General features: G+C 69.2%; 10 protein-coding genes. 4 read left to right on the forward strand and 6 right to left on the reverse strand.

Annotation, left to right across the window (positions count from 1 at the left end):
- Window positions 1-39 precede the first annotated feature (39 nt).
- The 4 genes from speD to ACWF99_RS07230 form a co-directional block, all read right to left on the reverse strand.
- Complete coding sequence (gene speD / locus ACWF99_RS07215) at window positions 40-1245, reverse strand: adenosylmethionine decarboxylase (protein ID WP_378626649.1); 1206 nt, start codon at window positions 1243-1245, stop codon at window positions 40-42.
- Window positions 1246-1253: 8 nt separating this feature from the next.
- A complete protein-coding gene (locus ACWF99_RS07220) occupies window positions 1254-2357 on the reverse strand; it encodes a type III PLP-dependent enzyme (protein WP_452535333.1) in 1104 nt (367 codons plus the stop codon).
- A gap of 103 nt (window positions 2358-2460) precedes the next feature.
- Complete coding sequence (locus ACWF99_RS07225; RefSeq protein ID WP_378663989.1) at window positions 2461-4959, reverse strand: DEAD/DEAH box helicase; 2499 nt, start codon at window positions 4957-4959, stop codon at window positions 2461-2463.
- Between the two features lie 81 nt (window positions 4960-5040).
- The gene (locus ACWF99_RS07230) at window positions 5041-5985 is read right to left on the reverse strand and encodes a PAC2 family protein (RefSeq protein ID WP_378626654.1); all 945 of its coding nucleotides are present in this window, start codon (window positions 5983-5985) and stop codon (window positions 5041-5043) included.
- 233 nt (window positions 5986-6218) lie between these two features.
- Here ACWF99_RS07230 and ACWF99_RS07235 point away from each other — a divergent pair, with 233 nt between their 5' ends.
- Both ACWF99_RS07235 and ACWF99_RS07240 read left to right on the forward strand, forming a co-directional pair.
- A complete protein-coding gene (locus ACWF99_RS07235; protein WP_378626655.1) occupies window positions 6219-6941 on the forward strand; it encodes a sensor domain-containing protein in 723 nt (240 codons plus the stop codon).
- A 146-nt stretch (window positions 6942-7087) separates the two neighbouring features.
- Window positions 7088-8254: a DUF4192 domain-containing protein gene (locus ACWF99_RS07240; RefSeq protein WP_452535336.1), complete on the forward strand. Its 1167-nt coding sequence runs from the start codon at window positions 7088-7090 to the stop codon at window positions 8252-8254.
- A gap of 10 nt (window positions 8255-8264) precedes the next feature.
- Here the strand turns inward: ACWF99_RS07240 and galE are convergent, their stop codons facing one another.
- Together galE and ACWF99_RS07250 are read right to left on the reverse strand one after the other, a co-directional pair.
- A complete protein-coding gene (galE, locus tag ACWF99_RS07245; protein WP_452535337.1) occupies window positions 8265-9245 on the reverse strand; it encodes a UDP-glucose 4-epimerase GalE in 981 nt (326 codons plus the stop codon).
- Window positions 9246-9248: 3 nt separating this feature from the next.
- Window positions 9249-9935: a metal-dependent transcriptional regulator gene (locus ACWF99_RS07250; RefSeq protein WP_056815561.1), complete on the reverse strand. Its 687-nt coding sequence runs from the start codon at window positions 9933-9935 to the stop codon at window positions 9249-9251.
- Between the two features lie 129 nt (window positions 9936-10064).
- On the opposite strand from ACWF99_RS07250, the gene ACWF99_RS07255 reads away from it, so the two are divergent.
- Together ACWF99_RS07255 and ACWF99_RS07260 are read left to right on the forward strand one after the other, a co-directional pair.
- Window positions 10065-11306: an acetoin utilization protein AcuC gene (locus ACWF99_RS07255; protein WP_378626659.1), complete on the forward strand. Its 1242-nt coding sequence runs from the start codon at window positions 10065-10067 to the stop codon at window positions 11304-11306.
- Window positions 11299-14436 carry a GNAT family N-acetyltransferase gene (locus ACWF99_RS07260; protein WP_452535339.1) on the forward strand — a complete coding sequence of 1046 codons (3138 nt, stop codon included), beginning with the start codon at window positions 11299-11301 and terminating at the stop codon, window positions 14434-14436. The genes ACWF99_RS07255 and ACWF99_RS07260 overlap by 8 nt, the downstream gene beginning before the upstream one ends.
- The last annotated feature ends 75 nt before the right edge of the window (window positions 14437-14511 follow it).

A 14511-nucleotide genomic window follows, 5' to 3' on the forward strand; every position in this document is an offset into this window, starting at 1 on the left:
CGACGCATACTGCGTCGCGGCCCGCTGTCGGTGGTTTTCCTACCGGTCGCGCAGGGCGTACGGCTCGACCGCACCGCGCTCCAGGGCCCGCGCGTCGATGGTCTCGGCGCGGTAGGGGAGCAGAGCGAGACGGTCGCGCATGCCGCGAACCGGGTCGTCGATCTTCTCGTTCAGGCCGAACAGGAAGGTCCATTCGTGCTCGTCGCTGCCGTAGGGGACCACGGTGGCGAACTGCTCGTGGAAACGACCCCACGAACGCTTCAGCGTCTCGTTGCGCCACATGGTCGCGCAGCCGGCCTGCGCCGACAGCACGCCGCCGGGGGCGAGCAGCGCCTTACATCGGGACAGGAACTCCGACTCGTAGAGTCGGTTGTGCTGGGCGTCCTCGACGCGCTCGTCGGGCAGATCGATCACGATCACGTCGTAGCGGGTGCCCGCCTCCTGCGCGTTCGCCAGGAAGTCCCAGCCGTCGGCGTAGTGCACGTGCACCGGGCCCTCGTGCTCGACTGCGGCGGTCAGCTCTTCGGTGGTGTAGCCGTAGGGCAGGTGCTCGGCACACAGCTCCACTTCGCGCTGATCGATGTCGACATGGTCGACCAGGGTCGCCCCGGCCGCCACCGACATCTGCGAGGCCACACCCTCACCGGACCCGATGATCAGCACCCGGTCGAGCTTCTCCGCCAGCACGAACGCCGGGACCATCATGGCCTCGTGGTAGGTGACCTGGGAGAACTCGGTGGACTGACGATCGTCGTCGGAGAACAGGGAGATCCCCTGATCGGTCCGCGCGATCACCATGTGCTGGAACGGGGTGTTCGTATCCACGATCACCTCGTGCAGATCCCAGATCCGGGTCAGGCCGTCGCCCACCGGTTCGTAGATCTTCTCGGCGCCGTGGCCACGCTGGACCGTCTGCATCCGAACTGTGGTGGGGGACAACTTGTCTCGGAGCAGCTCGACAGCTTTCGTCGCGCCCGCACCGATGCTGCCGCAGGTGAAGACGTCGACGAAGATGTCGCCGGACTCCGGATAAGTGTGAATCGAGGCGTGAGACTCCGACAACAGCGCGAGGACGGTCACCCCCTGCGGATCGAACTTTTTGTGAACGACTTCGCAGATGGTGACGCCCGCCGCGATCAGAGACTCACGCAACGCCGATTCGAGTCGTTCGAGATCGTCACACAGGGCTGTGTCGACGCCACCGAACTCGGCCAGCACGTGCCAACCGGTGAATTCCGCCGTCATGGGCAAACTCACTCTCGCTCAGCGCCCGAGACATGAACGGTCAAGGGCGGAAAACCATTGAAGGACACCGACGAATAACTCGCGGTATAGGCGCCGGTGTGCAGGATCTGAATCCGGTCACCGGCTCGCAACGTGGTCGGCAGAAGGACCTTCGTGCGTTGATACAGTACATCGTCGCCGTCGCAGGTCGGACCCGCGACCACCGCCTCCGACACCGGATCGCCGTCGCGATCGGTGACGAAACGGTAGGCGATGTACTCGTTCTCGGTCTCGGCCATACCGTTGTATCGGCCGATGTCGAGATACACCCAGCGCCGGCCATCCGGCGCGAATCGCACGCCGACGACCTCGGCGTGCACAGTGCCCGCGTTACCCACCAGCGCACGGCCGGGTTCCACGATCAGGCCGATGGCCGCGGGCAGGAACTCGGCGGCGGCGCCGGAGATGGCGGCCGCGATCGCGTCGAGTTCGGGGGCGGCGTCGACGTAGGAGATCGGCAGACCGCCGCCCACATTGACCGCCGTGACGTGAATGTCCTTGTCCGCCAGCGCCGTGACGATCGCACCCGCCTGCTCGATGCCGATCCGCCATGCGGCGGGGTCGAGCTGCTGGGAGCCGACGTGGAAATAGGGGCCGCCGACCCGCAGGCCCAGATCCCGGGCGCGCACCAGCAGCCGCAGGGCTTCGGCGGGCGCGCATCCGAACTTGGTGCCGAACGGGGTCCGTGATTTGGGGGCCGAGGACAGGAACCGGCACTCGACCTCGGAGCCGGGGGCGTGCTCGGCGATACGGTCGAGGTCGTCCTCGGTATCGAAGGCGTAGCGGCGCACCCCTAGGGCGAAGGCGCGCGCGATATGGGCGCTCTTCTTGATCGGGTTGCCGTAGCAGAGCCGCTCGGGCGCGACGCCGAGGTCGAGGCACTGGTCGATCTCGCCGATACTGGCGACGTCGAATTCGGCGCCCTCGTCGTCGAGCAGGGTGATCAGTTCCGCCACCGGCGCCGCCTTGACCGCGTACCTGATCCGGGTGCCGACAGCGACGGCGGCGTCGAGGGTTCGGTAGTTGGCACGTACCCGCTCGGGGTCGATGACAAGGTACGGGGATTCGGGCACAGGTGAACTTTCGGTCGGCAGCCGGGAGAGACTATCAGCGGCGCCTACCCAACAACGAATCCGTCAAACATTCGTCATATTCGTCATAGGCAACTGGTATTACTCATCCTGCCGTGACTGTGACCTCGTCGAACACGACCTCGCCCGCGGCGTCGGATTCCTCGAGATCCACGATCGCCGTGAGCGCCCAGCCGTGATCACCCGCGGGGTCGTCGATCACCTGGCGGACATGCCAGAAACCGGGCCGCTGCTCGATCCCGAACAGCTGTGGGCCGCGCGCGTCGGGGCCGGTGCCGATCGTGGCGTACTCGTCGAAATAGGGGGCGAAGTCCTCGGCCCAATCGGGGCCGGTGCCGAGTTGATCGAGTTCGTACCAGCGCTGTCGCGACGCCAGCTCCACCCGGCGGAACATGGCGTTGCGCACCATGATCCGGAAGGCGCGTTCGTTGGCGGTGATCGGGCGCACCGTTTCGGCGCCGAAGGCTATCTGCTGGGCGTCGTTCTCGGCGCCGGGGTTGGTGAGCTGTTCCCACTCGTCGAGCAGGCTCGAGTCGACCTGGCGGATGAGTTCGCCGAGCCATTCGGTGAGGTCGTCGAGATCCTCGGTGCGGGCGGCGTCGGGCACGGTGCGGCGCAGGGCACGGTAGGCGTCGGCGAGGTAGCGCAGCACGACGCCTTCGGAGCGGGTCAGCTCGTAGTGCGAGATCAATTCGGCGAAGGTCATCGCGCGTTCGATCATGTCGCGCACCACCGACTTCGGTGACGGCGCGAATTCCGACACCCAGGGGTGGCCGGCTCGGTAGGTCTCGAACATCGGATCGATCAGCTCGGCCAGGGGTTTGGGCCAGGTGACTTCCTCCAGGAGCTCCATCCGCTCCTCGTATTCGATACCGTCGGCCTTCATTTCGTTGACGGCGACACCACGGGCCTTGTGCTGTTGGGCCATCAGCAGCTGGCGCGGGTCCTCGAGGGTGGCCTCGATCAGGGAGACGACGTCGAGTGTGTAGGTGGGGCTTTCGCGATCGAGAAGGTCGAACGCGGCCAGCGCGAACGGTGACAGTGGTTGGTCCAGCGCGAAATCGCGTTGCAGGTCGACGGTCAGCCGCGCCATCCTGCCCTTCGCGTCGGGCTCGGAAAGTTGTTGCACCACACCGGCATCGCGCAGCGACCGGTACAGTCGCAGGGCTCGCAGGATGTGCTTGCGTTGCGCGGGACGCGGCTCGTGGTTGTCCTCGAGCAGGTGACGCATCGCGTAGAAGCAGTTGCCCGGGCGGGCGATCACATTGAGCAACATCGAGTTCGTCACCGCGAAGCGCGACACCATCGGCTCGGGCGGGGCGGCGATCAGCCGGTCGAAGGTCTCCTCGCTCCACGAGACGAAACCCTCCGGGGGCTTGCGGCGCACCACTTTTCGCTGCTTCTTCGGATCGTCGCCCGCCTTGGCGATGAGGCGGGTGTTCTCGACCTCGTGCTCGGGAGCCTGCACCACCACAGTGCCCATGGTGTCGTAGCCCGCGCGACCCGCGCGCCCGGCGATCTGATGGAACTCACGCGCTTTGAGCCTGCGGGTGCGCACCCCGTCGTACTTGGTGAGACCGGTGAGCAGCACGGTGCGGATCGGGACGTTGATGCCGACGCCGAGGGTGTCGGTGCCGCACACCACTTTCAGCAGCCCGTCCTGAGCGAGCTTCTCCACGAGGCGGCGATATTTGGGCAGCATGCCCGCGTGGTGCACACCGATGCCGTGACGGATCAGCCGCGACAGCGTCTTGCCGAAGCCCGATGCGAACCGGAAATCGCCGATGGCGGTGGCGATCGCGTCCTTCTCGGCCCGGGAGGCGAAATTCACGCTCGTCAGCGCCTGCGCGCGTTCGAGCGCGGCGGCCTGGGTGAAGTGCACGACGTAGACCGGCGCCTGGTGGGTGGTCACCAGTTCTTCGAGAGTCTCGGTGATCGGGGTGCGCACGTACGAGAACGTCAGTGGGACAGGACGTTCGGTGCCCGCGACCACCGTGGTCGAGCGGCCGGTGCGCGCCTCGAGATCGGCGGCGAAGAAGTCCACTTCGCCCAATGTCGCCGACATCAGCAGGAATTGGGCGCGGGGGAGTTCGATGATCGGCACCTGCCACGCCCAGCCGCGGTCGGGGTCGGCGTAGAAATGGAACTCGTCCATCACGATCTGGCCGACCTCGGCCGCCGCGCCCTCGCGCAACGCCAGGTTCGCCAGGATCTCCGCCGTGGCGCAGATGATCGGGGCGTCGGCGTTGACCGCCGCGTCACCGGTCACCATGCCGACGTTCTCCGCGCCGAACACCTCACACAGCGCGAAGAACTTTTCGCTGACCAGCGCCTTGATCGGCGCGGTGTAGTAGCTGCGCTGCCCGTTGGCCATGGCGAACAGGTGCGCGCCGACCGCCACCAGAGACTTTCCGGAGCCGGTCGGCGTCGCCAGAATGACATTGGACCCCGACGCCAACTCCATCAGCGCCTCGTCCTGCGCTGGATACAGGGTTGTGCCCTGCTCGGCAGCCCACGCCGCAAACGACTCGTAGAGCGCGTCGGCGTCGGTCCCGGGAATTTCCAGTAGGTCGGTCAGATCCACTCCGACCACCCTAGTCTGCGCAGCGGTCGAAGCCCTCGTCGGCCGCAGCGAAAGCGCAGCTACGTCCAGTGGGTGTGCGGGTCAGTCCTTGCCGTCGCCGGAGGTGTCGTCGTACCCGCCCTGCTCGGCCAGGAAGCGCTCGAACTCCGCCCCGAGCTCCTCACCGCTGGGTAGTTCGCCGTCGGCGGCGAGCAAGCTTGACTGGCGCTCCTGCGCGGTGACGAAACTGTCGTACTGGCGTTCCAGTGCTGTGACGACCGTCTCCACTTCCTCGTTGCCCGCGATGTGCTCGGCGACCTGCTCACGCACCCGCGCGGCCGCCTCACCCAGCGCCGAGAGCGGCAGATCCAGGCCGGCGTTGTCGGCGAAGTTCTCCAGCAGCGTCTGCGCGGCCTCGGGGTAATCGGTCTGGGCCAGGTAGTGCGGCACGTGCACCGAGAATCCGAGCGATTCGTGGCCGTGCTGCGCCATCCGGTACTCGAGCAGCGACGACGCGCTGCCCGGCACCTGCAACTCGCCCGGCCAGCGCTGGTGCTCGCCGATCAGCGAACGATCCGAGGAATGCGCGGTGACACCGAGCGGACGGGTGTGCGGGATCGCCATCGGAATCGCCGACAGGCCGATCGTGCGGCGCACGCCCAGCTGTTCGGCCAGCAGCCGCACCGCGGTGGTGAACTTCTCCCAGCGCAGGTCCGGTTCCAGGCCCGAGAGCAGCAGGAACGGGGTCCCCGCGGTGTCGCGCAACGCCCACAGGTTCAGTTCCGGTTCCGCGTAGTCGGCGAAATGATCGGTCTTGAACGTCATCAGCGGGCGGCGCGACCGGTAATCGAGCAACTCGTCGACGTCGAAGGACGCGACCAGTTCCGATTCGAGGCTCTCGCGCAGATGGGTCGTCGCCAGACGCACGGCGTGTCCGGCGTCGGTGAAACCTTCCAGACCGTGCACCAGCACGGGGCCCGCACCGTCGTCCGAGGACAACTGCGGCGCCGGAAACTCCAGTTCGTACATGTGCGACTGGTCATCCATCGCGTTTCTCCTTCCTGCGCGGTCCACCATCGCTCGCGGGGTGGGGAAGCGGATCTCCATTGTCCCCCACGCGAGCAGTGCCATCACACACGGCCGGGGACGGCTCGTCCTGTTAGGCAACAGCATGGACACCTCGCGCATTCCCGCCCGCCGCGGGGGACCGGGCTGTGCCGCGCATCCCGTCCGGCGTGGCGCGACCGGGCCGATCGAGGCGGTGGGGCACAGTGGACGGTGTGAACGTGGCGCAGGCGACACCGATCCGCGCGGGTGATCCGGGCCTGCGCCGCTGGTGGCTGGGGTTGGTGGCCGTGTCGTTCGCACTCACCGGGTGTGGGCAGAGCGTCAGCGGGACACCGGTCGCCGAGAGCGCGGTAGCGGTGCGGCAGATCGATGGTTCGCTGGCCGAGCTGCTGCCCGCGCCGTCGCGGTTTCCGGCCCGGTATCCGGCGGTCGTGCTGCCTGCCCAGGCGGCGACGGCGGCCGCGGCCGATCTCGACGGCGTGGGGGCGGGCGCGACCGTCAGCCCGGCGAAATGCACGCCGGCCGAGGCCGAGCCCGGCGGGGAGCCCGCGGCGGTGGCGGTCGGGACCGATGACGCGAGCCGGGCCACCCTGACCGTCGAGTTGTCGCGTAGCGCCGAACCGGTGTCGTCGCTGCGCGACCGACTCGGTGAGTGCGGGCTGATCCAGGTTCGGCGGGCGGGTGCGGGGTCCACCGTCACAACCGCGCTCGACCGGACCGCGCCGACCGGTACCGACGACGCGATAGCGTTGCGGCGCACCGTGGTTCCCGAAGTCGGCGGTGCGGGGCTGACGCAGACGATGCAGACCTCGATCGGGCAGATCGGCGACGTGCGCATCACGGTGACGTCGATGACCTTCGGTGCGGGACAACCGGATACGGCCGCAGTGGACGAGATGTTCGCCACCACCGCCGCCGCCGTACGCGGTAGCTGAAGCGCCTACCACCAGGCGGTGACAAGTTCGCCCGCAGTGCACGGCCGGGACCGGGGTTGCTCCACAGCTTCGGCGCTACGCACAGTGCGGATGAAAGCCCAGGTCGGTGCACCCGGTGCGGGGGAGCAGGCGGGCACCGTGGAGCCATGACGCCTTCGACGAACCCCACCCGCCGGGTCAAGCGCTCCGGCCCGTTTCCCCGCGCACTCGGCTGCGCCGAATCCACTCCCCGCTATCCCGGCGGGCCGCCGCGCCCACCGCTGCGGGTCGACGAACCCGGTGAGCTGATCGCCGCCCTGCCCGCGATGCTCGGCTTCGTCCCCGAACGGTCCCTCGTCGTTGCCGTGCTGCACGAGGTGGCGGGCGGTGCGGCCGAGGCGATCGAGGCGGTGGTGCGCTTCGACCTCGACGTAGCCACCGACATCCGGCTGCTCGACCAGTTCACCGCCTGCCTGGCATCGATCTGCCTGCGCGAAGAGGCGAGCGGGGTGCTCGCCGTCTTCGTCGAGGACCGTGCCGAGTTCGAGAGCGAGGAAGTTCTGCGCGCGGCCGAATTGATCGACGTACTGGCCGAGGACGGGATCGCGGTCCGCGGTGCCTGGTCGGTGCCCGCGATCGCGGCGGGCGAACGCTACCGCAGTGTGTTCGGCCTGGTCGGGACCGGCCTGGTCGCCGATCCGTCGTCCTCGATCGTCGCCGTGTCGCATGTGCTGGAAGGCAAGCAGATTCGCGGCTCGCGTCAGGAGATGACGGCGCTGATGGTTCCCGACGAGCTGCTGAGCGCGCGCGTGCGCGCTCAGCTCGGGCCCGCGGACGCGCGCTACCGGGGTGGGCTGGCGGCGGCGACGCGCGCCGGTGACGCCCTGGCCTACCAGCGGCGGGCACTGGAATGGGTGCTGTGGCAGATCGCCGACACCGCGTCCGGCGCACCGCGTGCCGCGCGCGAACTCGCGCGACTGGCCGCGACCCTGCGTGACCGGCCGATCCGCGACGCCGTGTACGGCCTCGCGGTCGGCGATCACGCCGAGGCCGCCGAGCGGCTGTGGGCGCAGTTGGCCAGGGCGACACCCGGTACCGACCGCGCCGAAGCAGCGGCCCTGCTCGGCTTCAGTGCCTACCTGCGCGGCGACGGACCGTTCGCCGGCGTCGCGATCGCCGCCGCCGTCGAGGCCGACGCCGAGCACGCGATGGCGGTGCTGCTGGAGACCTCGCTACAGACCGGACTGCGGCCCGAACGGCTGCGCAGACTCGCGCTGTGTGGTCACCAGATCGCCGCCGATCTCGGGGTCGACATCGGCCCGATCACCCGGTGAGTCAGGAAGGTCAGCGAGCGCTGTGGGCCTTCGTGCCGAGGGAACGCAGGAAATCCCAGGCGTCGGAGACGATCTCGTCGAGGTCGTTGTGCTCGGGTCGCCAGCCCAGTTCGGCGACCGCGCGATCACTGGAGGCGATCAATACGGCCGGATCACCCGCGCGGCGCGGCGCGTCGATCGTCTCGATCGGCAGACCGGTGACCCGCTCGCACGCCGAGATCACTTCGCGCACCGAGAAACCCGTGCCCGAACCCAGGTTGCAGATCCGGTGCGTGCCCGGCTGCGACGACGACAGCGCGAGCAGATGCGCCTGCGCCAGGTCGCGGATGTGGATGTAGTCACGCACGCACGTACCGTCCGGCGTCGGCCAGTCGGTGCCGTACACCGAAATGGCCTTGCGGTGACCCAGCGCCACTTGTAACACGAGGGGGATCAGATGTGTTTCCACCACCCGGTTCTCGCCGAGCCCGGCATAGGCGCCCGCCACGTTGAAATAGCGCAGGCTAATCGCGGCCAGGTCGTGGGCCACCGCGTAGGAGGTGATGGCGTGATCGATGGCCAGCTTGCTGGCGCCGTAGGGATTGGTGGGGCGAGTGGGCGAGGCCTCGGTGATCGGGACCTGCTCGGGCTCGCCGTACACCGCGGCGGTGGAGGAGAACACCAGGCGGGGGGTTCCGGTCTCACGGATCGCCTCGAGCAGCGTCAGCGTCTTCACGACGTTGCCGTGCCAGTACTTCTCGGGCTGCTCCACCGACTCGCCGACCAGCGACTGCGCCGCGAAATGCAGAACACCGTCGAAGGATTCGGCACGCAGCAGATCGGGGGCGGCGACAGCGATATCACCGTCGACGAACCGGGCACCGGCCGGCACACCGTCGGCGTTACCGGTCGAGAGGTCATCGACCACGACCACCTCGTGGCCCTCTTCGAGCAGCACGGCGGCGCAACCGCCACCCACGTAGCCGGCGCCGCCGGTGACAAGAAGTTTCACGAATCAGACCAGCCTCACCTGGACGGCATGCGCCATCTCTTCGGACAGTTCGAAACCGTTGTGGCCCGGCACCGTGATCAGTACCGCACCCGGCTTGGTCTCCACGGTAACGCGTGCGTCGGGCACCACGCCCGCCTCACGCAGCCGCCCGATGACCTCCGGGTCGGTCTGGATGTGTTCGGCCAGCCTGCGCACGACCACCGCGTGCAGCGCGCCGTTGGGCAGATCGGAGAGCCGGATCAGCTTCTCCTCGGCGGCGGGAGCGTCGGCGAGACCGAGTTCGTCCAGGCCGGGAATCGGGTTGCCGTAGGGCGAGGTGGTCGGGTGGTTGAGCACCTCGATCAGGCGCCGCTCCACTTCCTCGCTCATCACGTGCTCCCAGCGACACGCCTCGGCGTGGACGTTCTCCCAGTCCAGACCGATGATGTCGACCAGCAACCGCTCGGCGAGCCGGTGCTTGCGCATCACCGAGACGGCCATGGAACGGCCCTTGTCGGTGAGCTCGAGATGGCGATCGCCCGCGACGAGCAACAGGCCGTCGCGCTCCATCCGCGCGACCGTCTGGCTCACCGTCGGACCACTCTGCTCGAGGCGTTCGGCGATGCGTGCCCGCAACGGCACCACGCCCTCTTCCTCGAGGTCGTAGATGGTACGGAGATACATCTCCGTGGTGTCGACCAGATCCTTCACCTGATACCCCTTCGTCAGCACGAATTCTACCCACGCGCGAACGCCGGTCCGCCCGTCGGACCAGCGGCCCTATTTCTACTGCATGTCAACGCCGCACGGGGGCCGCTGCTTCCGGCTAGCGTGGCGACCATGGTCACGTCGCCGCGCAGCGAAACCAGTGGGACCGTCGTGTGGACCGAGCGATTCCTCGGCTACACCTGGAGTCCGGAGCATCCGATGAAGCCGGCGCGCCTGCAATACACCATGTCGCTGGCCGAAAGCCTAGGTCTTCTCGATGGTGTCGAACCGTTGGCACCCGACGCGGCCACCCAAGCCGACCTGATGCGGGTCCACAGCAGCGCCTACATCGAGGCGGTGCGCCGGGCCGGACAGGGGCCGCCGACGCCCGAGGATGTCCTCTACGGGCTCGGAACCGCCGACAATCCGGTGTTCCCGCAGATGCACGAGGCGGCGTCGGTGATCGTCGGCGGCACTCTCGCCGCCGCCAGGGAGATCGCGGCGGGCCGTACCCGGCGGGCTGTGAGCATCGGCGGTGGAATGCACCACGCCATGCCGGATTCGGCGGCGGGGTTCTGCGTCTACAACGATGCCGCGATCGCCATCTCGTGGCTGCTCGACCACGGCTTCGACCGCATCGCCTACCTCGATGTCGACGTCCATCACGGCGACGGTGTGCAACGCGCCTTCTACGCCGATCCGCGGGTGCTCACGGTGTCGATACACCAGCATCCGGCGACGTTGTGGCCCAATACCGGCTGGCCAGAAGAGACCGGGGTCGGGGCGGCCGAAGGTACCTCGATCAATCTGCCGCTGATGCCGGGCACCCGGGACGCACAGTGGCTGAGGGGATTTCACGCGGTGGTACCCGGTGCGGTCGCCGCGTTCCGCCCGCAGATCATCATCAGCCAGTGCGGTGTCGACACCCATCGCGAAGACCCGCTGGCCGATCTGGAACTCACCGTCGACGGTCAGCGCGCGGCCTTCCTCGCGATGCGCGATCTCGCCGACGAATACGCCGAAGGGCGGTGGCTGGCCATCGGCGGTGGCGGATACGGCGTGGTGCGGGTGGTGCCGCGCGCCTGGACCCACCTGCTCGCCGCGGCACTCGACCGGCCGCTCGCCCCCGAAACACCGGTGCCCGCCGACTGGATCGACCAGGTGCGCGCGACCGCGCCGCGCGTGCAACCACCGACGACCATGGGTGACGGAGGCGACACCGCTTATCGGGCCTGGGACGGCCCCGGCGGCACACCCGAGATCGGCGACGCGGGCCAGATCCGCGCGCAGCGCGCGGTCGACACCGCCATCACGGCCACCCGGCGGGCGAGTTTCGGTCTGCTCGGGCTCGATCCGGAGGATCCTCGTGACTGAGCCACTGCTCCCCGATACCTCCGACACGCCCGCGAATCCGCCTGCGCCGCCCCAACATTGGTACGGCGATGTGCTCGCCGCCGACGGTGGCGTGGTCCGGGTGCGCCCGATCGTGCCCGCCGACGCCGACGCGCTCGCGGCCTTTCACACCCGCCTGTCCGATCGCACCCGGTATCTGCGCTATTTCGGTCCGTACCCGCAGATCTCGCCGAAGGACATGTACCGCACCACCCACGTCGATTACCGCGATCGGGTCGGTCTCGTCGCGGTGCTCGGCACGTCGATCATCGGCGTGGCCCGCTACGAACTGCTCGCTCGGCCGGGCCCACGCGCGGCCGAGGTGGCGTTCGTGGTCGCCGACGAGCACCAGGGGCGTGGGCTCGGCTCGGTGTTGCTCGAACACCTCGCCGGTGCCGCCGCCGAGAACGAGGTGATCGCCTTCGTCGCCGAGGTGCTGGCCGAGAACGAGGCGATGATCACGGTCTTCCGTGAGGCCGGCTACCAACTGCAGCGCAGTCGTGACGGTTCCGAGGTACACCTCGAATTCGCCATCGACCCCACCGAAGCGCTGCGCACCGTGCGGGATTCGCGGGAGGCGGCCTCGGAAGCACGCAGTGTCGGCAATCTGCTCGCACCCGGTTCGGTCGCGGTGATCGGTGCCTCACCGGAACAGACCCGGGTCGGCGGCGCGGTATTCGCGAATCTGCTGGCAGGCGGTTTCAGCGGACCCGTGTTTCCGGTGAACCTGCACCGGCGCTCGGTCCGTGGCGTGCGCGCCTACGCCGCGGTGAGCGAGATCCCCGACGAGGTGGACCTGGCGGTGGTGGCGGTGCCACCCGCGGCGATCGGGGCGGTCCTGGACGACTGCATGGCCAAGGGGGTCAAGGGCCTTGTCGTGTTGACCGCGGGCTTCGGCGAGACCGGAGCAGCTGGCCTGGCCGCTGAACACGACCTGGTCGCCGCGGCGCGCGGGCATGGAATGCGCGTGGTCGGACCCAGCGCGCTCGGCATCGCCAACACCGATCCCGCGGTCGGCCTCAACGCGACTCTGGCCCCGGTGCTACCCCAGCGCGGGCGGATCGGCTTCTTCTGCCAATCCGGCCCCCTCGGTGCGGCGATCCTCGGCGAGGCCGCGGCCCGTAACCTCGGCCTGTCGACGTTCGTCTCGGCGGGAAACCGGGCCGACGTCTCGGGCAACGACCTGCTCCAGTACTGGGACACCGCCGCCGATACCGAGGTGATCCTGCTGTACCTGGAGAGCTTCGGTAACCCGCGCAAGTTCTCCCGGCTGGCACGCCGGGTGGCCCGCGGCAAACCGATCGTCGCGGTGAGCAGCGGTCGCCTCGCGGCCGGCGCCGACATGGACCGCATCGTGGTCCGCGACCTCTTCGGTCAAGCCGGGATCATCCAGGTCGACTCCATCTCCGAACTGTTCGACTGTGCCGCCCTGCTGGCCTGTCAGCCGCTACCGAAGGGCCCCCGGGTCGCGGTGGTCGGTAACAGCGCCGCGCTGAACTGGCTGGCCATCGACGCCGCCCGCAGCGAAGGGCTGCGGGTGCACCGGCCCGTCACCGCAGTCGACCGAGGTCCTGGAGCCCGGCCCACCGAACGCGGTGTGCAGGCTGCGCGACCGCTGGAGCCGGACCCGCGGAACGCTCGGCCGGACGAGCGCACCGAGCGAGCCGCGGAGCGTGCCGGACGGTCGGCGTGGGGATTGCGCGGTGCCCGACGGGGTAGCCGGGGCCCGGCCGATTCCGGGGCTGACCGGGCAGGGGACATCTCCGGCGCAGCCGACCGGACCAGAGGTAGCGCCGCTCCGCCCGACCGGACCACAGGTAGCGCCGGGCGGCCCGACCGGACCAGAGGTAGTGCCGGGCCGCCCGACCGGGCCAGAGGTAGCGCCGGGTCGTCCGATCGGACCATCGACAGTGCCCGGCCGGCTCACCGGGCCGCCGACAGTGCCGGGCCGACGAGCCACACCGAGGGCGACCTCGGCCCGACCGTGCGGAGCGCGGACAGTGCGATCGTGGACGGTCCGGTGGATCTCGGGCCGGAGGCGACACCGGCCGACTTCCGGGAAGCGGTCCTGGCTGCGCTGCGCAGCGAGGAGGTCGACGCGGTGATCGTCGTGGTCGCCCCGCCTGTTCCGGTGCCGATGGAGGGCTTCGGGGACGCATTGCGGGCGGCAGCCGCGGCGGCGCCGGGCAAGCCGGTGCTCACCACGTTCGTCGCGGAATCGGGCATTCCGCGACAGTTGGCGGTGCGTACCACCGCGGGCGCGCCGGCGCGCGGGTCCATCCCGTCCTACCCGGATCCCGAGCGAGCCGCGCGAGCGCTGGCCAGGGTGGATCGGTACGCGCGCTGGCGGGATCGGCCGATCTCGCCGGTGGTGCGCCCGCCCGGAATCGACACCGCGGCCGCGGCGGCACTGGTGGAGGGCTGGCTCGCCGAGTCGGGCGGGCGGTGGCTCACCGACGAGGAGGCGGTGCGGCTACTCGGGTGCTACGGCATCGACGTGGTCGAGTTCCGGGCTGTCCGCGATGCCGACCAGGCGGTCGCCGCGGCCGAGGAACTCGGTTATCCGGTCGCGGCGAAGGCCACGGGGGAGCTGTGGCGGCGCCGACCCGATCTGATCGGCGTGCGTCTGGATCTGTGGGGACCGGAGGCGGTCCGGCAGGCCTACACCGACCTGGTGGAGATCTGCGGCGATCCGCTGCTGCACGTGCAGAAGATGGCGACCAAGGGTGTCGGCTGCGTACTGCGCGTCACCGACGACCCCTCGTTCGGGTCGGTCATCCAATTCGGCCTGTCCGGCATGATCATCGACCTGCTCGGCGACCGTGCTTACCGCGCGCTGCCGCTGACCGAGGAGGAAGCGACCGCGCTCATCGACGCACCACGCGCGGCGCCGCTGCTGTCGGACGGGCCGGGCAGAGTGGGGGTGGACAAAGCCGCGCTGGCCGAGCTGGCTCAACGCATCTCGGCCCTGTTCGACGACATCCCCCAGATGCGCGAACTCTCCTGCGACCCCGTACTGGCCGCCTCGGCCTCGGCGGAGATCATCTACGCCCGAGCGCGCATCGGTCCCGAACCGAGCCGCTTCGACACCGGCCCCCGTCGGCTGGCCTGAATGGTGGCCGGTGGGTCCGGTGCAACGAACAACGCCGACCGGCTCGCGACCCGGAGGGGAGGGGTGCGCGGTCGC

Source organism: Nocardia sp. NPDC055002 (genome assembly GCF_053608825.1).